This window comes from Pseudomonas sp. NPDC007930 (assembly GCF_042958985.1).
GTDB lineage: Bacteria > Pseudomonadota > Gammaproteobacteria > Pseudomonadales > Pseudomonadaceae > Aquipseudomonas.
Map to the genome: position 1 here is coordinate 402,779 of NZ_JBIBKC010000001.1, position 18,530 is coordinate 421,308.

Here is an 18,530-nt window from a genome sequence, read left to right on the forward strand (position 1 = left end):
GATATACGGTAGTTTCGGCAGGACCAGACGCACGGACGCGCTGGCGATCAACCGCTTTCAAGGATGAACGATGAACCGCACACAACGGGGCCTGACCCTGATCGAGCTGATGTGGGCGCTGCTGCTCGCCGCGCTGCTGGCCTACGGCGGGGTGGCCGGGCTCAAGCCGCTGCTGCACAAACAGCGGCTAACGGTGGCGGCCGAGGCGCTGGCCCAAGGCTTGCGCGCGGCCAAGGTCGAGGCCATTCAGCGCAACGGGCGGGTGATCCTGCAACCACTGGGCGATGACTGGGCCAACGGCTGGCGGATGGTCGCCGACCACACCGGCCAGGGCGCTGGCGACCCGCGCAACCCTACCCTGCGGGTGCAGCCGGGCAGCGGGGTGCGAATAGTGCCCACGCCAAACGCGGCGCCGCAGGTGGCCTTCGATTACCTGGGCCGGCCAGTGCTGCCGCGCGGGGGTTCGCTGGCGGCGTCGCTGCACCTGTGCAACGACGTGCGCCCGGATGAGTATCTGCGGGTGGTGATCGCGCGCACCGGGCGGGTGCGAATCAGCCGCCGGGCGCCGCTGAGCAACTTGTGTGAGCCCACCTCAAGCCCTACACCACCTGCTTGACCCGCAGCTCCTTGGGCACCGAGAAGGTGATGTTCTCTTCGCGCCCGGCCAGTTCGTCGGCGCCGCTGGCGCCCCAGGCGTGCAGTTGCTCGATCACCCCGCGCACCAGCACTTCCGGCGCCGAGGCGCCAGCGGTGATGCCGATGCTGCCGATGCCCTCGAACCAGCCGCGGTCGAGGTCCTGGGCGCCGTCGATCAGGTAGGCCGGGGTGCCCATGCGTTCGGACAACTCGCGCAGGCGGTTGGAGTTGGAGCTGTTCGGGCTGCCCACCACCAGCACCACGTCGCACTCGCTGGCCAGTTGCTTAACCGCGTCCTGGCGGTTTTGCGTGGCGTAGCAGATGTCGTCTTTGCGCGGCCCGCCGATGTTCGGGAAGCGCCCGCGCAGGGCGTCGATCACTCGGCTGGTGTCGTCCATCGACAGCGTGGTCTGGGTCACGAAAGCCAGGGCATCAGGGTTGCGCACCTGCAGGCTGGCCACATCCTGTTCGTCTTCGACCAGGTAGATGGTGCCGCCGTTGCTGGCGTCGTACTGGCCCATGGTGCCTTCGACCTCCGGGTGGCCTTCGTGGCCGATCAGAATGGTCTCGCGGCCTTCACGGCTGTAGCGGGCCACCTCGATGTGCACCTTGGTCACCAGCGGGCAGGTCGCGTCGAACACCTTCAGGCCGCGGCCGGCGGCTTCCTGGCGCACCGCCTGGGACACGCCATGGGCACTGAAGATGACGATCACGTCGTCAGGCACCTGGTCGAGCTCTTCGACGAAGATCGCCCCGCGCGAGCGCAGGTCTTCGACCACGAACTTGTTGTGCACCACTTCATGGCGCACGTAGATCGGTGGGCCGAACACCTCCAGCGCGCGATTGACGATCTCGATGGCGCGATCGACACCGGCGCAGAAGCCGCGAGGGTTGGCGAGTTTGATGTGCATGTTGGGCTCCCGGCCGCTGGCCAGTGCCAAGGCTCAAAGCGCCTTGACGTCGATGATTTCCACTTCGAAGTTCAGCGTTTTGCCGGCCAGCGGGTGGTTGAAGTCAACCGTCACCTGCTGGCCGTCGAAGGCTTTGACCACGCCGGGCAGCTCGGTGTTGGCGGCATCGTTGAAGATCACCAGCAGCCCTTCGGACAATTCCATGCCCTCGAACTGCGACCGCGGCATCACCTGTACGTTCTGCGGGTTCGGCTGGCCGAAGCCGTGCTCGGGGAGCACGGTGACGGTGCGCTTGTCGCCGGCCTTGAAGCCGAAGATCGCCGCCTCGAAGCCTGGCAGCAGGTTGCCGTCGCCGACTTTGAACACCGCCGGGGCCTTGTCGAAGGTGCTGTCGACGGTGTTGCCGTCTTCGAGGTGCAGGGCGAAGTGCAGGGTCACTTCGGTGTTCTGGCCGATGCGTTGCTCAGTCATGGGCCTTTTCTCCGGTTTGCTTCTTGGACTTGAACATATCCAGCGCCAGCATGATCGCGCCGACGGTGATCGCGCTGTCGGCCACGTTGAACGCCGGGAAGCGCCACTCGTTGCGCCAGTGCACGAAGATGAAGTCGATCACGTGGCCCAGCACCATGCGGTCGTAGAGGTTGCCCAGGGCGCCACCGAGCACCAGCGCCAAGGCGATGGCCAGCCAGGTTTCACCCGGCTTGAGGCGCTTGAGCCAAACCAGCAGCACCACGCTGACCACGATCGCGATCACCGCGAACAGCCAGCGCTGCCAGCCGGAGTGGTCGGCCAGGAAGCTGAACGCCGCGCCGGTGTTGTAGGCCAGCGTCCAGCTGAACAGGTCGGGGATCACCACGATCTGGTCGTACAGGCCCAGCTTGGCCTCGAACCAGGCCTTGCTCACCTGGTCGACGACCAACACCAGCACCGTCAGCCATAGCCAGCCCAGGCGCCCGAAGCGCCCTGCCCCATCACGCATAGTGGCGTACCTCGCCGCTGCCGGTGATGTTGGTCACGCAGCGGCCGCAGATGTCCGGGTGCTCGGCGTGGCTGCCGACGTCATCGGTGAAGTGCCAGCAACGGGCGCACTTGGTGCCGGCGGACTTCACCACCTTCAGCTTCAGCCCCGGCACCTCGGTGGCCACCGCGTCGGCCGGGGCCTGGGCGAACGGCGCCAGGCTGGCCTTGGAGGTGATCAGCACGAAGCGCAGTTCGTTGCCCAGCTTGGCCAGGTCGGCGTTGACCGCTTCGTCGGCGTACAGGGTGACTTCGGCCTGCAGGTTGCCGCCAATCACCTTGGCCGCGCGCTGGTTTTCCAGCTCCTTGTTGACCGCGGCCTTGGCCGCCATCACGCCGTCCCAGTAGGCGCGGCCCAGCTCGAAGCCTTCTGGCAGCTCGGCCAGGCCTTCGTACCAGGTGTTGAGCATCACCGACTCGTTGCGCTCGCCCGGCAGGAACTGCCAGATTTCATCGGCGGTGAACGCCAGGATCGGCGCGATCCAGCGCACCAGCGCCTCGGCGATGTGGTACAGGGCGGTCTGGCAGGAGCGCCGTGCCACGCTGTTTTCGCCGGTGGTGTACTGGCGGTCCTTGATGATGTCGAGGTAGAAGCCGCCCAGCTCCTGCACGCAGAAGTTGTGCACCTTGGAATACACGTTCCAGAAACGGTACTCGCTGTAGTGCTCTTGCAGCTCGCGTTGCAGCAGCAGGGTGCGGTCGACCGCCCAACGGTCGAGGGCGAGCATGTCTTCGTTGGCCAGCAGGTGCTGGGCCGGGTCGAAGCCGCTCAGGTTCGAGAGCAAGAAGCGCGCGGTGTTGCGGATGCGCCGGTAGGCGTCGGCGCTGCGCTGCAGGATCTGATCACTCACGGCCATCTCGCCGGAGTAGTCGGTGGAGGCGATCCACAGGCGCAGGATGTCTGCGCCGAGGGTGTCGTTGACCTTCTGCGGGGCGATCACGTTGCCCAGCGACTTCGACATCTTGCGGCCGTTCTCGTCCACGGTGAAGCCGTGGGTCAGCAGCTCGCGGTACGGCGCGTGGCCGTCGATGGCGCAACCGGTCAGCAGCGAGGAGTGGAACCAGCCGCGGTGCTGGTCGGAACCCTCGAGGTAGAGGTCGGCGCGCGGCCCCTCGGCATGGCCCAGCGGGTGCGAACCGCGCAGCACGTGCCAGTGGGTGGTGCCGGAGTCGAACCACACATCCAGGGTGTCGGCGATCTTGTCGTACTGGGCGGCTTCATCGCCGAGCAGCTCGGCGGCGTCGAGCTTGAACCAGGCCTCGATGCCTTCCTGCTCGACGCGCTGCGCCACCTGCTCCATCAGTTCGACGGTGCGCGGGTGCAACTCGCCGGTCTGCTTGTGCAGGAAGAACGGGATCGGCACGCCCCAGTTGCGCTGGCGCGAGATGCACCAGTCGGGCCGGCCGGCGATCATCGCGTGCAGCCGCGCCTTGCCCCAGTCGGGCACGAAGGTGGTTTGCTCGATGGCCGCCAGCGAACGCTCGCGCAGGGTGCCACCGGCCACCGGCGGGGTGTCCATGCCCACGAACCACTGCGCGGTGGCGCGGTAGATCAGCGGGGTTTTGTGGCGCCAGCAGTGCATGTAGCTGTGGCTGATGGTTTCGGTGTGCAGCAGCGCGCCCACTTCGTCGAGCTTGGCGAGGATCGCCGGCGCGGCCTTCCAGATGAACTGGCCACCGAAGAATTCGAGGTTGTCGACATACACGCCGTTGCTCTGCACCGGGGTGAGGATGTCGTCGTTGCTCATGCCGTAGCGCTTGCACGAGACGAAGTCGTCTTCGCCATAGGCCGGGGCGGAGTGAACGATGCCGGTGCCGGCGCCCAGTTCGACGTAGTCAGCCAGGTACACCGGCGCCAGGCGGTCGTAGAACGGGTGGCGGAAGTTGAGGTTCTCCAGCGCCGCGCCGGCGGCGGTGGCGATCACCTGGCCTTCGCGGCCGTAGCGTTTCAGGCAGCCTTCGACCAGCTCTTCGGCCAGCAGCAGCAGGCGGTCGCCTACGTCGACCAGCGCGTAGGTGAATTCCGGGTTGACGTTCAGCGCCTGGTTGGCCGGGATCGTCCAGGGGGTGGTGGTCCAGATCACGATGCCGGCCGGCTTGGCCAGGCTCGGCAGGTTGAACGCCGCGGCCAGGGCGGCGGGGTCCGCCGCCGGGAAGGCGACGTCCAGGGCCGTGGACTTCTTGTCGGCGTATTCCACTTCGGCCTCGGCCAGCGCCGAACCGCAGTCGAAGCACCAGTTCACGGGCTTGAGGCCCTTGAACACGAAGCCCGCGCGGACCATTTCGGCGAGCGCGCGGATTTCTCCGGCTTCGTTGCTGAAGCTCATGGTCTTGTAGGGGTTGGCCCAATCGCCCAGCACGCCCAGGCGGATGAATCCGGCCTTTTGCTCTTCGATCTGCTCGGCGGCGTAGGCGCGGCACAGCTCGCGGGTTTTATCCGCCGGCAAGCCCTTGCCGTGGGTGACCTCGACCTTGTGCTCGATCGGCAGGCCGTGGCAGTCCCAGCCCGGTACGTAGGGGGCGTCGAAGCCGGCCAGGGTTTTCGAGCGGACGATCATGTCCTTGAGGATCTTGTTGACCGCGTGGCCCAGGTGGATGCTGCCGTTGGCATAGGGAGGGCCATCGTGCAGCACGAAAGTGGGCCGGCCCTGGCCGATTTCACGCAGCTTCTGGTACAGGCCAATGCTGTCCCAACGCGCCAAGGTCTGCGGCTCGCGCTGGGGCAGGCCGGCCTTCATCGGGAAGGCGGTGTCCGGAAGATTAAGCGTGGCTTTGTAATCGGTCATTTCAGGCTCTTTGAATGGGCTTGCCATAGGGCTTGGGCGGCGGCGACGTCTGCATCAACAGCCGCCTTAAGCGCCTCCAACGAGGCAAAACGCTGCTCATCACGCAGCTTTTGATGAAACTGTACCGCCAGGCGCTGGCCGTAAAGGTCGCCCTGGAACCCCAGCAGGTGGATTTCCAGGTGCGGGCGGCCATCGCCGGCAACGGTGGGGCGCACGCCGATGTTGGCGGCGCCACCATAACGTACGCCGCCCACCTCGGTGCTGACCAGGTACACCCCGGCCAGCGGTACGCGGCGGCGCTTGAGCTGCACGTTGGCGGTCGGCCAGCCGAGCTGGCGCGCCAGCTTCTGGCCATGCAGCACACGCCCGGCGATGCTGAACGGCCGCCCCAGCAGGCGCGCGGCCAGCGGGAAATCGGCCGTGGCCAGGGCCAGCCGCACCTGGGTGCTGCTCACCCGCACGGCGTCGATCTCGACGGTGTGCGCGGCTTCTACACTGAAGCCCAGGCGCGCGCCGGCCTCGCTGAGGAAGGCGAAATCACCCAGGCGGTCACAGCCGAAGCGGAAGTCGTCGCCCACCTCGAGGTGCTGCACGCCCAGGCCGTCGACCAGCAGGGTGCGCACGAACTCGGCGGCGCTCAGCTGGCTGAGGCGCTGGTTGAACGCCAGGCACAACACCCGGTCGATGCCTTCAGCCTGCAGCAGTTCGATTTTGTCGCGCAGGCGGGCCAGGCGCGCCGGGGCGGTGTCGGGGGCGAAGTATTCACGCGGCTGCGGCTCGAACAGCACCACGCAGCTGGGCACGCCCAACTCACGCGCGCGCTCGCGCAGCCGCGCCAGAATGGCCTGGTGACCACGGTGCACGCCATCGAAGTTGCCAATGGTGGCAACGCAGCCCCGATGCTGAGGGCGCAGGTTGTGGAGGCCTCGAACCAGCTGCATAACGCGCTTCTTGCTCATAAAGTGGGCGATTATAACCACACCTGAGGCCGCATGACAGGCAACTGCGGCCCGGTGGATAAAACAGATGTCAGGGCACCGCCGGGGGATTTCAATGCAGCCCACGGCGGGCGAAATCCCGCAGGCGGAAGCCCAGGGCCAGCAACACGCCGAAATACACCGCCACGCCCGCGCCCACCAGCACGCCCAGGCGCAGGAAGCGCTGCCACATCACCCCGTCGGCCCAGGCCGGCATGCACTGCATCACCCCGTAGAGCGCGGCGGCCATGGCCAGCACCGCCAGCAGCAGCTTGCCGATGAACCGCGCCCAGCCCGGCTGCGGCTGGAACAGCCCTTGGCGGCGCAACTGCCAGTAGAGCATGCCGGCGTTAAGGGTGGCGCCGCCGCTGATCGCCAACGCCAGGCCGGCATGCTTGAGCGGCACGATGAACGCCAGGTTGAGCAACTGGGTGACCACCAGGGTGAAGATCGCGATTTTCACCGGGGTGCGGATGTTCTGCTGGGCATAGAAGCCCGGCGCCAGCACTTTGATCAGGATGATCCCCAGCAAGCCCACCGAGTAGGCCACCAGCGCGCGCTGGGTCATCGCGGCGTCGAAGGCATCGAACTTGCCGTACTGGAACAGCGCCACGGTCAGCGGCTCGGCCAGCAGCGCCAGCGCCACCGAGCACGGCAGCACCAGCACGAAACACAGCCGCAGGCCCCAGTCGAGGATGCGCGAATACTCGTGGCGGTCTTTGTTGGCATAGGTGCGCGAGAGCGTCGGCAGCAAAATGGTGCCCAGCGCCACCCCCAGCACCCCGGAGGGCAGTTCCATCAGGCGGTCGGCGTAGTACATCCACGACACCGAGCCGGCCGCCAGGAACGAGGCGAAGATGGTGTTGATGATCAACGACACCTGGCTCACCGACACCCCGAGAATCGCCGGCAGCATTTTGCGCATCACCCGCCGCGCGCCGCTGTGGCGCCAGTCGATGCGCGGCAGCACCAGCATGCCGACCTTCTTCAGGTGCGGCAGTTGGTAAAGAATCTGCAGCACGCCGCCGGCCAGCACGCCCCAGGCCAGCACCATTACCGGCGGGTCGAAGTACGGCGTAAGGAACAACGCGAAGGCGATCTGGCTCACGTTGAGCAATGTGGGGGTGAACGCTGGCACTGAAAAACGGTTCCAGGTGTTGAGCACCGCGCCGGCCAGCGAACTCAGGGAAATCAGCAATATATAAGGAAAGGTGACCCGCAACAGCGAACTGGTGAGCTCGAATTTTTCCGGTGTGTCAGCGAACCCGGGGGCAGTGAGCCAGATCACCCAGGGCGCGGCCAGCACGCCGAGCACGGTGACCAGCGCCAGTGCCAGGGTCAGCAGGCCGGCCACGTACGCCACGAAGGTGCGCGCGGCTTCCTCGCCCTGCTGGTGCTTGTATTCCGCCAGGATCGGCACGAAGGCCTGGGAGAACGCCCCCTCGGCGAAGATCCGCCGCAGCAGGTTGGGCAGCTTGAAGGCGATGAAGAAGGCATCGGTGGCCATGCCGGCGCCGAAAATCCTGGCGATCAAGGTGTCGCGCACGAAACCCAGCACGCGCGAGATCATGGTGATGGAGCTGACCGCGGCCAGGGACTTGAGCAGATTCATGTAGAATGCGCGCACCAGGAAGAAGGCCGCAGAGTTTACCCCGCCACGCCGGGAAATAAAGCCGCTTCGATGCAGCGACCATTCGGCGGAACCCACCCAGTACCCTTGACATTGGCGCGCGGCGTCGGCATGATTCGCGGCCTTATTTGCTTGCTTAACACTAAGTCTTTCCAAGGAGCTCGACGGTGGCCAACTCACCTTCCGCCAAAAAACGTGCAAAACAGGCTGAGAAGCGTCGCAGCCACAACGCCAGCCTGCGGTCCATGGTCCGTACCTACATCAAAAACGTAGTCAAGGCCATCGCCACCAAAGACGCCGACAAAGCGCAAACTGCCTACACCCTGGCTGTGCCTGTCATCGACCGTATGGCCGACAAAGGCATCATCCACAAGAACAAGGCCGCTCGCCACAAGAGCCGCCTGAACGCACACGTCAAGGCACTGAAAGCTGCCTGATCCGCGTTCCGTTCTTGAAAAAACCGGCCCTTGAGGCCGGTTTTTTTATGGGCTTGATTTGAACGCCCTGCGCCCAAAACACTGCAAACCCCGCGGCAGGCGCGCCACTAGGGCGGTGGTGCCGCCGCCCAAGGCAAGATCGGGATCGCCGTGACCGCATTCTGAGGGCTGCCCTCGATCATCCGGTCGCTGTACACCAAGTACACCAGAGTATTGCGCTTGGTGTCGAAGAAGCGCACCACCTGCATGGTCTTGAACACCAGCGACGTGCGCTCCTTGAACACCACCTCGCCATCCTGCAGCGGCTTGGCGAAGCGGATCGGCCCCACCTGGCGGCAGGCGATGGAGGCCTCGGCGCGGTCTTCAGCCAAGCCCAGGCCACCCTTCACGCCGCCGGTCTTGGCGCGCGACAGGTAGCAGGTCACACCTTCTACCTTCGGGTCGTCAAAGGCCTCGACCACGATCTTGTCGTTCGGGCCGAGGAACTTGAACACCGTAGACACCTCGCCCACCTGCTCGGCCTGGGCCACCCACGGCAGCAGGCACAGCGCCAGCAGCGCGCGCCTCATACCAGCACCAGGTTGTCGCGGTGCACCAGCTCCGGCTCGGCCATGTAGCCCAGCGAGGCTTCGATGGCGTCGGAGGTCAAGCCGATGATCTTCTGCGCCTCCACGGCGCTGTAGTTACTCAGGCCGCGGGCAACCTCGCGACCATCCGGCGCCAGGCACACGACCATTTCGCCACGGCGGAACCCGCCCTGGACCTTTTTAACGCCCACCGGCAACAGGCTTTTATGGCCCGCCAGCAGCGCCTGCACGGCGCCCTCGTCGAGCTGCAGCGAACCGCGGGTTTGCAGATGGCCAGCCAGCCATTGCTTGCGCGCGGCGACCATGCCGCGCTCAGGCGACAGCAGCGTACCAATACGGTCACCGGCCTTGAGGCGGTCGAGCACACGCTCGATACGCCCGCCAACGATCATCGTATGGGCCCCGGAACGGGCCGCCAGGCGCGCCGCGCGCAGCTTGGTCTGCATGCCGCCACGGCCCAGCGCGCCGCCGGTACCGCCAGCGACGGCGTCCAGGCTCGGGTCATCGGCGCGGGCTTCGTAGATGATCTGCGCTTCGGGGTTGTGGCGCGGGTCGGCGTCGAACATGCCGTCGCGGTCGGTGAGAATCACCAGCAGGTCGGCCTCGACCAGGTTGGCCACCAGCGCGGCGAGGGTGTCGTTGTCACCAAAACGGATTTCGTCGGTGACCACCGTGTCGTTCTCGTTGATCACCGGGATCACCCCCAGGCCAACCAAGGTGCGCAGGGTGCTGCGCGCATTGAGGTAACGCTTGCGATCGGAGAGGTCGTCGTGGGTGAGCAGAATTTGCGCGGTGTGCCGGCCATGCTGGCCGAAGCTCGACTCCCAGGCCTGCACCAGGCCCATCTGGCCGATCGCCGCGGCCGCTTGCAGCTCGTGCATGGCGCTAGGGCGAGAAGTCCAGCCCAGCCGGCTCATGCCCGCCGCCACCGCGCCCGACGACACCAGCACCAGCTCCACGCCTGCCTCGTGCAGCGCGACCATCTGCTGCACCCACACCGCCATGGCCGCCCGGTCGAGGCCCTTGCCATCGGCGGTCAGCAATGCGCTGCCGATTTTCACGACCCAGCGCCGCGCACCCGTCACCTTGCTCCGCATCATCATCAACCTGATCAAATCGTGGAATCAAAAACGCCGCTCTGTTGAGCGGCGTCAAGTGTACTGCGTCAGTCGCGTACGTAAATGATTTCCGGGCCGTCTTCATCATCCTCGTCGTCCCAGTCATCGTCGTCGCCGATGTCGTGCACGCTTTTCACGCCGGTGCGGCGCAGCGCGCGGGCATCGTCGAGGGCTTGCAACTGGGCACGGGCTTCGTCTTCGATCTGCTGGTCGAGGTCGGCCAGTTCTTCGGCGTAGGCCGGGTCTTTGGCGAGGCGGTCAGCGCGGTCTTCGAGGTAACGCATGATGTCGAAGCTCAGGCGCTCGGTGCCCTGCTTGGCCAACGCGGAGATCACGTACACCGGGCCTTCCCACTGCAGGCGGTCGACCACGGCCTTGACCTGGGCGTCGTGCTCTTCCTCGAGCATCTGGTCACACTTGTTCAGCACCAGCCAGCGGTCACGGTCGGCCAGGGCCGGGCTGAACTTCACCAGCTCGTTGACGATCACCTCGGCGGCGTCGGCCGGGTCGGTGCCGTCCATCGGCGCCATGTCGACCAGGTGCAACAGCAGGCGGGTGCGCGCCAAGTGCTTGAGGAAGCGAATACCCAGGCCAGCGCCGTCGGAGGCGCCTTCGATCAAGCCGGGGATGTCTGCGATGACGAAGCTCTTCCAGCGGTCGACGCTGACCACGCCCAGGTTCGGCACCAGGGTGGTGAACGGGTAGTCGGCGACTTTCGGCTTGGCGGCCGACACCGAGCGAATGAAAGTGCTCTTGCCAGCATTGGGCAAGCCCAGCAGGCCGACGTCGGCCAGCACCTTCATTTCAAGCTTGAGGTCACGCTGGTCGCCCGGCTTGCCCGGGGTGGTCTGGCGTGGCGCGCGGTTGGTACTGGACTTGAACCGGGTGTTACCCAGCCCGTGCCAGCCGCCCTGGGCGACCATGATGCGCTGCCCGGCCTTGACCAGGTCACCGATCACTTCCTGGGTGCTGGCGTCGATGATGGTAGTGCCCACCGGCACCCGCAACTCGAGGTCTTCGCCCTTGGCGCCGGTGCAGTCGGTGCTGCCGCCGTTCTGCCCACGCTGGGCGTCGAAGTGGCGGGTGTAACGGTAGTCGACCAGGGTGTTGAGGTTTTCGTCGGCCACCATGAACACCGAACCACCGTCACCACCGTCGCCGCCGTTGGGGCCGCCGTTCTCGATGAATTTTTCGCGGCGGAAGCTCATGCAACCGTTACCGCCATCACCCGCCTTTACGCGGATGGATACCTCGTCTACAAACTTCATGATTCACGCCTCTCGCCAGTGAGCGAGCTTTAAAGCATAGAAAATATAAGGCTCTTGCGAAAATGGGCAGCGCCGGTAGCGCACGGGCTGGCATCGGGTGGGGCACACAGGGCACCCAGCATGGCTGCCAACCTTTGCAAGAGTCTCACCACAAACAAAAAAGCCCCGTCGCGAGACAGGGCTTTTGCAGCGAAGGCGCGATTAAGCGGCGACGACGCTGACGTAACGGCGGTTGAATTCGCCTTTGACTTCGAACTTGACAACGCCCTCGATCTTGGCGAACAGGGTGTGGTCTTTGCCGATGCCAACGCCGTAGCCGGCGTGGAACTGGGTGCCGCGCTGGCGAACGATGATGTTGCCTGCTTTGACAGCCTGGCTACCGTAAATTTTCACGCCAAGGCGTTTACTTTCGGAATCGCGGCCGTTACGGGTACTACCACCAGCTTTTTTGTGTGCCATGAGTTCAATACTCCTGTTGGGGCTTCAGGCTGAAATTCAGGCCTGAATACCGGTGATTTTGATCTCGGTGAACCACTGGCGGTGGCCCATACGCTTCATGTGGTGCTTGCGGCGACGGAACTTGATGATGCGCACTTTATCGTGGCGGCCTTGCGACACGACTTCAGCGACAACGGTAGCGCCGGCAACGACAGGCGCGCCGATGTTCACGTCGTCACCATTGGCGACCAGCAGAACGCGATCGAAGGTCACGGATTCGCCGGTGGCGACTTCCAGTTTTTCGATCTTCAGGTATTCACCTTCGGCGACTTTGTATTGTTTGCCACCGGTAACGATTACAGCGTACATGGATATTTCTCCGATAATCCTGCTCACCCAGCGCTTTAGAGTAGGTATGTTGGCTGGCATGGCTGCAGCGGGCTGGAAACCCTTGGCTGCAATTGCGTAAGGCAGGTGATGCCCAGGAAGTTCAGGGTGCGCGATTGTACGCAACGCCGCTGGCCCGCGCAAGGCCGAAGGACAAGCGGCACGCCCGGGTGCGCTGGCATGGCGCGGGGCCGCGCCTTGACAGCCCCCCACGTGGCACCTAGCATGCCGCGCAACCCTAATGGAGCCTTAGCCGCTGATGCAACCCCAAGCTTTCTACCGCGTGGTGGCGGACGATTTTAGCGCCGTCGATGAGATCATCAAGCAGCAACTCACCTCGCGCGTACCGCTGGTGTCGAAAATCGGCGACTACATCACCTCCGCCGGCGGCAAACGCCTGCGCCCGCTACTCGTGCTGCTGTGCGGCAAGGCCCTTGGCCACGGCGGCGACAACCTGCGCCTGCTGGCCGCCACCATCGAGTTCCTGCACACCGCCACCCTGCTCCACGACGACGTGGTAGACATGTCTGGCATGCGCCGCGGCCGCTCTACCGCCAACGCCATGTGGGGCAACGCGCCGAGCGTGCTGGTGGGTGACTTCCTTTATTCGCGCTCGTTCGAAATGATGGTGCAGCTCGGCTCGATGCCGGTGATGCAAATCCTTTCCCACGCTACCCGGGTGATCGCCGAGGGCGAAGTGCTGCAGCTGACCAAGGTCCGCGACGCCAGCACCACCGAAGCCATCTATATGGAAGTGATCCGCGGCAAAACCGCGATGCTGTTCGAGGCCTCGACCCACGCCGCCGCGGCCCTGGCCGGCGCCAGCGATGAGCAGCGCGAGGCGCTGCGCCAGTTCGGCGACCACCTCGGGGTAGCCTTCCAACTGGTCGACGACCTGCTCGACTACAAGGGCGACGCCCAAGACCTGGGCAAGAACGTCGGCGACGACCTTGCCGAGGGCAAGCCCACCCTGCCGTTGATCTACACCATGCGCGAAGGCACTGCCGAGCAGGCCGCGCTGGTGCGCCAAGCCATCCAGAAGGGCGGCCTCGACGACCTCGAGCCCATCCGCCAGGCCGTCGAAGCGTCCGGCGCGCTGGAGTACACCGCCAGCCAGGCGCGCGCCTTCGCCGCCAAGGCAATCGCCTGCCTTGACGTGCTACCGGCCGGCGAGGTGCGCGACGCACTGGTCGAACTCACCGAGTTCTCCGTCGCCCGCACCTACTGAGCCACCCGCGCCCAACGCGCCGCGGCCTGCCGCGGCGTTTTCATTTTCAGCCACCGAGAACGCGCCATGAGCACCCTGCCGCCCTGCCCCGCCTGCAACAGCGAATACACCTACGAAGACGGCACCTCGCTGGTGTGCCCGGAATGCGCCCACGAGTGGCAACCCGGCGCTGAAGCCGCCAGCGACGACAGCGCCCAGGTGCGCGACGCGGTGGGCAACCTGCTGCAGGACGGCGACAGCGTAACGGTGATCAAAGACCTGAAGGTCAAGGGCACCTCGCTGGTGGTGAAGGTCGGCACCAAGGTGAAGAACATACGCCTGTGCGACGGCGATCACGACATCGATTGCAAGATCGACGGCATCGGCGCGATGAAACTGAAATCAGAGTTCGTGCGAAAGGTTTGACCGGCGTCACTTGCAATTCTGCAAATAGTAATTATTCTCATTGGGTAAACGCTCTCAAGGAGAATGCCATGACTTACCTCGTCGACGCCTGGCTCGACCGCCCACACCCCTACCTGCGCATCCTCCACCGGGAAACCGGTGCGGTGTGCGCTGTGCTCGAAGAAGAAGCACTGGATGAACTGCGTGATCAGGGCGACCTGGACTTCACCGGGCTCAATTCCAACGAGCCGGTGGTGCTCAAGGAGCTGGTGCGCAATTTGTTTCTTTTTTGCTATGGGCGGGCCTTACGGCCCGAGGGGAATGCGAGCCGCTAAGGGCAAGGGGCAAGTGAGAAGGGGCAAGCGGCAAGCCAAAAGCCCCGCCCCCCCACTTGCAGCTTGCCGCTTACCCTCTTGCAACTCTTCTAACCATCCTTAAAGGATGGCGAGAAGCTCCACCTCAAACACCAACGCACTGTGCGGCGGGATGCTGCCCACGCCTTGAGCGCCGTAGGCCAGTTCGCTCGGCACGAACAGGCGCCATTTGCTGCCGGTGTTCATCAGTTGCAGGGCTTCGGTCCAGCCGGCGATCACGCCGCCGACCGGGAATTCAGCCGGCTGGCCACGATCGTACGAGCTGTCGAACACGCTGCCGTCGATCAGGGTACCGTGGTAGTGGGTGCGCACCGAGCTTTCGCGGGTTGGCTTGGCGCCGTCACCGGCGGTGATCACCTCGAATTGCAGGCCGGAAGCCAGGGTAGTTACGCCTTCGCGCTTGGCGTTTTCGGCCAGGAAGGCGCGGCCTTCGCCCGCGGCGGCTTCGGCCTGGGCCTGTTGCTCGGCCTGCATGCGCTCACGGATCACGCGGAAGCTGGCGTTCAGCTCTTCGGCGCCAACACGGCTTGGCTCACCGCCAAAGGCGTCACGCAGGCCAGCCACGATGGCGTCCAGGCTCACACCCGGCGGCGGGTTGTCACGGATCTGGTCGCCAAGCTGGCGGCCGATCCCGTAGCTGACACGGGCTTCGTCGGTGGAGAGATTGAGTTCGGACATCAGGAGGCTCCGTTGCGCGGGCCGCGACATTGCAGCCCGGAAAAAAGCCAGCAGCCTAGCACATCAGTGCTTGGTGATCTTGTCGAGATAACCCATGGCAAAGGCGGAAATCACGAAGGTCATGTGGATGATCACGTACCACATCAGCTTCTCGGCCTCGATGTTGGCGGCGTCCATGAACATGCGCAGCAGGTGGATCGAAGAGATCGCCACGATCGAGGCCGCGACCTTCATCTTCAGCGAGCTGGAGTCCATCTTGCCGAGCCAGCTGAGTTTTTCAGCGCCTTCGTCGATGTCGAGTTGCGAGACGAAGTTTTCGTAGCCGGAGATCATCACCATCACCAGCAGGCCGCCAACCAGGGCCATGTCGATCAGCGACAACAGCACCAGAATCAGGTCGGACTCCGCCGACTGGAACACCATCGGCAGGATGTGGAAGATTTCCTGGAAGAACTTCAGCCCCAGGGCAAGCAGGCCCAGCGACAGCCCCAGGTAGATGGGCGCCAGCAGCCAGCGGGAGGCGTACATGGTTTTTTCGAGCAGACGTTCCATTGCAACTCACGGGAGGCCAGTAAAAGGCCGCTAGTATACCCGGCTGCACGTGAAGGGAACGCTGCTGCAAAACGTCACAGATCGGGGGTGCACACCTGCTCGCCCAAGTGGCGGCCACGCTCGGCGTTTACCTTGCGCAGCTCGCTGTGCAGGTGCACGTTCCAGATTTGCGGGTCTTCATCCACCTGGTAGCCGTGTAGGGTCAGGCTGTCGATGATCGCGCCAAGCACCGATTCGGCCACCTTAGGCCCACGGAACGGCCCCTGCGCCTTGACCGCGGAAGGCTGTTCACCGGCCATGCCGGCGGCGAACAGCAGCGTCCAGATACCCTGGTCACCCGCTACCGGGCGGATCATGCATTCAATCCGTGTTTGCAGCCCCAGGCACTGCCGGGTCAAGCTCATCGCGTGTTCCATGCGCTCGCGTCCTCATGCTCGTCTATGCAAGTGATAGCCTGAGGATAGACCACCGCGGGCGAAGGGAATCCGCCCGCGGCCCAACACCGCCGACAGGCGGTCAGCCCACCGCCAGCGCTTACCACTTACCGCTTGCCGCTTGCCGCTTGCCACTTGCCACTTGCCACTTAATCACTGGCACGGCTTCACCTCGGCCAGCGCCTCGACCTGGTGCTCCTTCTCCGCCTCTTTCAGTTCTTCGTCGCTGACCACCTCGGCGATCGCCCGCAGGCGCTCGACCACCAGGGCATTGACGCTGCCGTCGGGGAACTGCCCGTCGGCGTCCGGGGTACCGGCCGGCTCGCCCACCAGCAGGCTCAGCGCCTCGTCGGCCTGGCTCACGGCGTACACGTGGAACTTGCCCTCGCGCACGGCGCTGAGCACCCGCTCATCGAGCATCAGCGTGGCGACGTTGGCCTTGGGGATGATCGCGCCCTGCTCGCCGGTCAGGCCACGGGCCTCGCACAGGCGGAAGAAGCCCTCGATCTTCTCGTTCACCCCGCCCACGGCTTGCACTTCGCCGAACTGGTTGATCGAGCCGGTGATCGCGAAACACTGCTTCAGCGGTTTTTTCGACAAGGCGGAGATGAGTGTGCAAGCCTCGCCGAGCGAGGCGCTGTCGCCGTCTACATAGCCGTAGGATTGCTCCAGGGCGATACTGGCGCTGATCGCCAGGGGGAATTCCTGGGCGTAGCGGCTACCGAGGTAGCCGGTGAGGATCATCACGCCCTTGGAGTGGATCGGCTGGCCGAGGTTGACCTCGCGCTCGATGTCGACGATGCCACTGCCCCCCGGGTACACCGTGGCGGAGATCCGCGCCGGCACGCCGAAGGCGGAGTCGCCCACCTCCAGCACCGTCAGCCCGTTGCACTTGCCCACCGCCGCGCCTTCGGTGTCGATCAGGATGATCCCGGCGAGCATGTCGTCGAGGATCCGCCCCGACACCCGCCCGGTACGGGTGGCCTTGGCCTTGAGCGCACGCTCGATATGGCCGGCGTCGGTGTGCGGCGCGCCGGCCACCTGGCGGATGAAATCCGCCTCGCTGACCAACTGGAACAGGTCGCCGATTTTCGCCGACAGCCGCCCCTGGTGCTCGGCCAGGCGCGCGCTGTAGGTGGCCAAACGCGCGACGGCGTCGGCGGTGAGCGGCGCCATGCCTTCTTCGGAGGTGCGAGTTTTCAGCAACTGGGCGAACTGCTCCAGGCTGTCGTCGGCCATGCGGATGTCTTCGTCGAAGTCCACCAGCACGCGGAACATCTCCTGGAAGTCTGGATCGTGGTCCTGCAGCGCATAGTAGATCTGCCGCGAGCCGATGATCACCACCTTGACCTGCAGCGGGATCAACTGCGGCGCCAGGGTGACGGTGGCCAGGCGGCCATATTCGCCGACCGGGGACTCCATCTTCAGCTTGCGCGACTGCAGGGCGCGCTTGAGCGCATCCCACACGAACGGCTCGCTGAGCATTTTCTCGGCCTCGAGAATCAGGAAGCCGCCGTTGGCTTGGTGCAGCGCGCCCGGGCGCAGCTGGCGGTAGGAGGTGTACAGCGCGCCCTGGTCGGTGCTGTATTCGATGCGCCCGAAGAGGTTGTCGTAGGTGGGGTGCGGCTCGAACACCACCGGCGCGCCACCGCCGGTGGAATGGCCGACCACCAGGCTGGGGGCGTACTGCTCTTCGAGCATCTTGCGCGCCACCGCGTCGTTTTTCGGCTCATCGACGAACTGCTCGACCACCGTGCGCAGCAGGTTGACCTGCATCGCCTGCAGGTAGGCGCACACGCCGGCGTTCTCGGCGTACTGCTCGGACAACGGCGCCAGCAGCGGCTGCAGCGCCAGGGTGATGGTTTCTTCGTTGAGCTGGCGCAGTTGGTTGCTCGACTCGCGCTTCCACTGCGGCAGGCTGGCGAGCTCTTCGTTCAGGCGTTCTTCAAGGCCGGCGATGTCTTCATGGAAGCGCTCGCGCTCGGCGTCGCCCAACTGGGAGAACTCGGCTTCGTCCAACGCCTTGCCCTCGAGCATCGGGGTGAAGGCGATGTTGCTCGAGTCGCGGTACAGGGCGATGCTTTTTTCCAGGGCCAGGCGCTCGATCACATCCAGCGCGCGGTCGTAGCGGTGGTTGAAGGCGCGGTCGATGGCGCTTTTTTTCTGCTGGTACGACGGGTGCTCGAACACCGCCGGGAAGGTGGCCAGCAGGTTGTCGATCAGCCCGCCGATGTCACTGATGAAGGCGCTCGCGCTGCCCGGCGGCAACTCCAGCGCCTTGGGGTTGCGTGGCTCGTCGAAGTTGTTCACGTACACCCAGTCGCTGGGGGTGTTCAGGCGCTTGGCTTCGGTTTTCAGGTAGCGCTTGGCGAACGAGAAGCGCCCGGTGCCGGGCTCACCCATCACGAACACGTTGTAACCCGGGCGCGGCATCGCCACGCCGAACTGCAGCGCCTCGACGGCGCGCTCCTGGCCCAGCACGCCGCGAAACGGCTCCAGGTCTTCGGTGCTTTCGAAGCTGAACTGTTCAGCGGTATAGGGGCGGGTCAGCGCTTCAGGGGCGAGACGCAGGCTGGCGGCAACAGAATCAGGCATCGGGTTTCCTTACTTCGGGGCAGGCTACTGCAAGCATTCTGGCGCTCCCCGCCGCCGCCGTGCAAGGCACTTATGCCGCCAGCGCGCCAGGGC

At 65.0% G+C, this 18,530-nt stretch carries 20 protein-coding genes; 5 read left to right on the forward strand and 15 right to left on the reverse strand.

From position 1 onward, the window contains the following. Positions 1-70: 70 nt before the first annotated feature. Positions 71-616 carry a GspH/FimT family pseudopilin gene (locus tag ACFZCE_RS01870; protein WP_390935527.1) on the forward strand — a complete coding sequence of 182 codons (546 nt, stop codon included), beginning with the start codon at positions 71-73 and terminating at the stop codon, positions 614-616. Here ACFZCE_RS01870 and ispH read toward each other — a convergent pair. The 6 genes from ispH to murJ all read right to left on the reverse strand — a co-directional run bounded on the left by ispH (position 600) and on the right by murJ (position 7,939). Beyond that, positions 600-1,547 (reverse strand): 4-hydroxy-3-methylbut-2-enyl diphosphate reductase, encoded by a 948-nt coding sequence (gene ispH / locus ACFZCE_RS01875; protein ID WP_390935529.1) that lies wholly within the window; start codon positions 1,545-1,547, stop codon positions 600-602. The two genes, ACFZCE_RS01870 and ispH, sit on opposite strands and share 17 nt — an antisense overlap. Before the next feature lie 33 nt (positions 1,548-1,580). Next, entirely contained in the window at positions 1,581-2,018 is a 438-nt protein-coding gene (gene fkpB / locus ACFZCE_RS01880) for an FKBP-type peptidyl-prolyl cis-trans isomerase (RefSeq protein ID WP_390935531.1), read from the reverse strand. Then, positions 2,011-2,526: a signal peptidase II gene (gene lspA / locus ACFZCE_RS01885; protein WP_390935533.1), complete on the reverse strand. Its 516-nt coding sequence runs from the start codon at positions 2,524-2,526 to the stop codon at positions 2,011-2,013. Before lspA ends, fkpB begins: the two co-directional genes overlap by 8 nt. Beyond that, positions 2,519-5,350 carry an isoleucine--tRNA ligase gene (gene ileS / locus ACFZCE_RS01890; RefSeq protein ID WP_390935535.1) on the reverse strand — a complete coding sequence of 944 codons (2,832 nt, stop codon included), beginning with the start codon at positions 5,348-5,350 and terminating at the stop codon, positions 2,519-2,521. Before ileS ends, lspA begins: the two co-directional genes overlap by 8 nt. Beyond that, positions 5,347-6,291: a bifunctional riboflavin kinase/FAD synthetase gene (gene ribF / locus ACFZCE_RS01895; RefSeq protein ID WP_390935537.1), complete on the reverse strand. Its 945-nt coding sequence runs from the start codon at positions 6,289-6,291 to the stop codon at positions 5,347-5,349. Before ribF ends, ileS begins: the two co-directional genes overlap by 4 nt. A 109-nt stretch (positions 6,292-6,400) precedes the next feature. Continuing rightward, a complete protein-coding gene (gene murJ / locus ACFZCE_RS01900; protein ID WP_390935538.1) occupies positions 6,401-7,939 on the reverse strand; it encodes a murein biosynthesis integral membrane protein MurJ in 1,539 nt (512 codons plus the stop codon). 185 nt (positions 7,940-8,124) lie between these two features. Here murJ and rpsT point away from each other — a divergent pair, with 185 nt between their 5' ends. Continuing rightward, entirely contained in the window at positions 8,125-8,394 is a 270-nt protein-coding gene (gene rpsT / locus ACFZCE_RS01905; protein WP_097087348.1) for a 30S ribosomal protein S20, read from the forward strand. A gap of 107 nt (positions 8,395-8,501) precedes the next feature. Here rpsT and ACFZCE_RS01910 read toward each other — a convergent pair whose 3' ends face one another. The 5 genes from ACFZCE_RS01910 to rplU form a co-directional block, all read right to left on the reverse strand. Then, positions 8,502-8,963, reverse strand: coding sequence for a CreA family protein (locus ACFZCE_RS01910; RefSeq protein ID WP_390935540.1), 462 nt, complete (start codon positions 8,961-8,963; stop codon positions 8,502-8,504). Then, positions 8,960-10,078 carry a glutamate 5-kinase gene (proB, locus tag ACFZCE_RS01915; RefSeq protein WP_390935542.1) on the reverse strand — a complete coding sequence of 373 codons (1,119 nt, stop codon included), beginning with the start codon at positions 10,076-10,078 and terminating at the stop codon, positions 8,960-8,962. The genes ACFZCE_RS01910 and proB overlap by 4 nt, the downstream gene beginning before the upstream one ends. A gap of 68 nt (positions 10,079-10,146) precedes the next feature. Next, on the reverse strand, positions 10,147-11,367 hold the full coding sequence (gene cgtA, locus ACFZCE_RS01920) for an Obg family GTPase CgtA (RefSeq protein ID WP_390935543.1): 1,221 nt from the start codon (positions 11,365-11,367) through the stop codon (positions 10,147-10,149). A 201-nt stretch (positions 11,368-11,568) separates the two neighbouring features. Beyond that, positions 11,569-11,826 (reverse strand): 50S ribosomal protein L27, encoded by a 258-nt coding sequence (gene rpmA / locus ACFZCE_RS01925; protein WP_390935545.1) that lies wholly within the window; start codon positions 11,824-11,826, stop codon positions 11,569-11,571. Between the two features lie 36 nt (positions 11,827-11,862). After that, positions 11,863-12,174, reverse strand: a complete 312-nt coding sequence (gene rplU / locus ACFZCE_RS01930; protein ID WP_181132426.1) for a 50S ribosomal protein L21 — start codon at positions 12,172-12,174, stop codon at positions 11,863-11,865. A 277-nt stretch (positions 12,175-12,451) separates the two neighbouring features. Between rplU and ACFZCE_RS01935 the strand changes: the two genes are divergently transcribed. The 3 genes from ACFZCE_RS01935 to ACFZCE_RS01945 all read left to right on the forward strand — a co-directional run bounded on the left by ACFZCE_RS01935 (position 12,452) and on the right by ACFZCE_RS01945 (position 14,139). Beyond that, positions 12,452-13,420 carry a polyprenyl synthetase family protein gene (locus ACFZCE_RS01935; RefSeq protein ID WP_390935547.1) on the forward strand — a complete coding sequence of 323 codons (969 nt, stop codon included), beginning with the start codon at positions 12,452-12,454 and terminating at the stop codon, positions 13,418-13,420. Positions 13,421-13,486: 66 nt separating this feature from the next. Further along, positions 13,487-13,825: a zinc ribbon domain-containing protein YjdM gene (locus tag ACFZCE_RS01940; protein ID WP_390935549.1), complete on the forward strand. Its 339-nt coding sequence runs from the start codon at positions 13,487-13,489 to the stop codon at positions 13,823-13,825. A 68-nt stretch (positions 13,826-13,893) separates the two neighbouring features. Then, the gene (locus tag ACFZCE_RS01945; protein WP_390935551.1) at positions 13,894-14,139 is read left to right on the forward strand and encodes a hypothetical protein; all 246 of its coding nucleotides are present in this window, start codon (positions 13,894-13,896) and stop codon (positions 14,137-14,139) included. Positions 14,140-14,238: 99 nt separating this feature from the next. Here ACFZCE_RS01945 and ACFZCE_RS01950 read toward each other — a convergent pair whose 3' ends face one another. The 4 genes from ACFZCE_RS01950 to ACFZCE_RS01965 form a co-directional block, all read right to left on the reverse strand. After that, positions 14,239-14,856: an FKBP-type peptidyl-prolyl cis-trans isomerase gene (locus tag ACFZCE_RS01950; RefSeq protein WP_390935553.1), complete on the reverse strand. Its 618-nt coding sequence runs from the start codon at positions 14,854-14,856 to the stop codon at positions 14,239-14,241. Between the two features lie 63 nt (positions 14,857-14,919). Continuing rightward, a complete protein-coding gene (locus ACFZCE_RS01955; protein ID WP_390935555.1) occupies positions 14,920-15,408 on the reverse strand; it encodes a TIGR00645 family protein in 489 nt (162 codons plus the stop codon). A 74-nt stretch (positions 15,409-15,482) separates the two neighbouring features. Beyond that, positions 15,483-15,824 (reverse strand): hypothetical protein, encoded by a 342-nt coding sequence (locus ACFZCE_RS01960; RefSeq protein WP_390935557.1) that lies wholly within the window; start codon positions 15,822-15,824, stop codon positions 15,483-15,485. Between the two features lie 171 nt (positions 15,825-15,995). Next, positions 15,996-18,437 (reverse strand): AAA family ATPase, encoded by a 2,442-nt coding sequence (locus ACFZCE_RS01965; protein WP_390935559.1) that lies wholly within the window; start codon positions 18,435-18,437, stop codon positions 15,996-15,998. Positions 18,438-18,530: the final 93 nt, after the last annotated feature.

Excerpts from the sequence above, each read along its gene's own strand:
- proB (WP_390935542.1), bottom strand. The coding sequence starts at position 10,078 with ATGCGGAGCAAGGTGACGGGTGCGCGGCGCTGGGTCGTGAAAATCGGC.
- ACFZCE_RS01935 (WP_390935547.1), top strand. The coding sequence starts at position 12,452 with ATGCAACCCCAAGCTTTCTACCGCGTGGTGGCGGACGATTTTAGCGCC.
- ribF (WP_390935537.1), bottom strand. The coding sequence starts at position 6,291 with ATGCAGCTGGTTCGAGGCCTCCACAACCTGCGCCCTCAGCATCGGGGC.
- ileS (WP_390935535.1), bottom strand. The coding sequence starts at position 5,350 with ATGACCGATTACAAAGCCACGCTTAATCTTCCGGACACCGCCTTCCCG.
- ACFZCE_RS01955 (WP_390935555.1), bottom strand. The coding sequence starts at position 15,408 with ATGGAACGTCTGCTCGAAAAAACCATGTACGCCTCCCGCTGGCTGCTG.
- ACFZCE_RS01950 (WP_390935553.1), bottom strand. The coding sequence starts at position 14,856 with ATGTCCGAACTCAATCTCTCCACCGACGAAGCCCGTGTCAGCTACGGG.
- fkpB (WP_390935531.1), bottom strand. The coding sequence starts at position 2,018 with ATGACTGAGCAACGCATCGGCCAGAACACCGAAGTGACCCTGCACTTC.
- ACFZCE_RS01965 (WP_390935559.1), bottom strand. The coding sequence starts at position 18,437 with ATGCCTGATTCTGTTGCCGCCAGCCTGCGTCTCGCCCCTGAAGCGCTG.
- lspA (WP_390935533.1), bottom strand. The coding sequence starts at position 2,526 with ATGCGTGATGGGGCAGGGCGCTTCGGGCGCCTGGGCTGGCTATGGCTG.
- rpmA (WP_390935545.1), bottom strand. The coding sequence starts at position 11,826 with ATGGCACACAAAAAAGCTGGTGGTAGTACCCGTAACGGCCGCGATTCC.
- murJ (WP_390935538.1), bottom strand. The coding sequence starts at position 7,939 with ATGAATCTGCTCAAGTCCCTGGCCGCGGTCAGCTCCATCACCATGATC.
- rplU (WP_181132426.1), bottom strand. The coding sequence starts at position 12,174 with ATGTACGCTGTAATCGTTACCGGTGGCAAACAATACAAAGTCGCCGAA.
- ACFZCE_RS01945 (WP_390935551.1), top strand. The coding sequence starts at position 13,894 with ATGACTTACCTCGTCGACGCCTGGCTCGACCGCCCACACCCCTACCTG.
- cgtA (WP_390935543.1), bottom strand. The coding sequence starts at position 11,367 with ATGAAGTTTGTAGACGAGGTATCCATCCGCGTAAAGGCGGGTGATGGC.
- ACFZCE_RS01960 (WP_390935557.1), bottom strand. The coding sequence starts at position 15,824 with ATGGAACACGCGATGAGCTTGACCCGGCAGTGCCTGGGGCTGCAAACA.
- ispH (WP_390935529.1), bottom strand. The coding sequence starts at position 1,547 with ATGCACATCAAACTCGCCAACCCTCGCGGCTTCTGCGCCGGTGTCGAT.
- ACFZCE_RS01910 (WP_390935540.1), bottom strand. The coding sequence starts at position 8,963 with ATGAGGCGCGCGCTGCTGGCGCTGTGCCTGCTGCCGTGGGTGGCCCAG.
- ACFZCE_RS01940 (WP_390935549.1), top strand. The coding sequence starts at position 13,487 with ATGAGCACCCTGCCGCCCTGCCCCGCCTGCAACAGCGAATACACCTAC.
- ACFZCE_RS01870 (WP_390935527.1), top strand. The coding sequence starts at position 71 with ATGAACCGCACACAACGGGGCCTGACCCTGATCGAGCTGATGTGGGCG.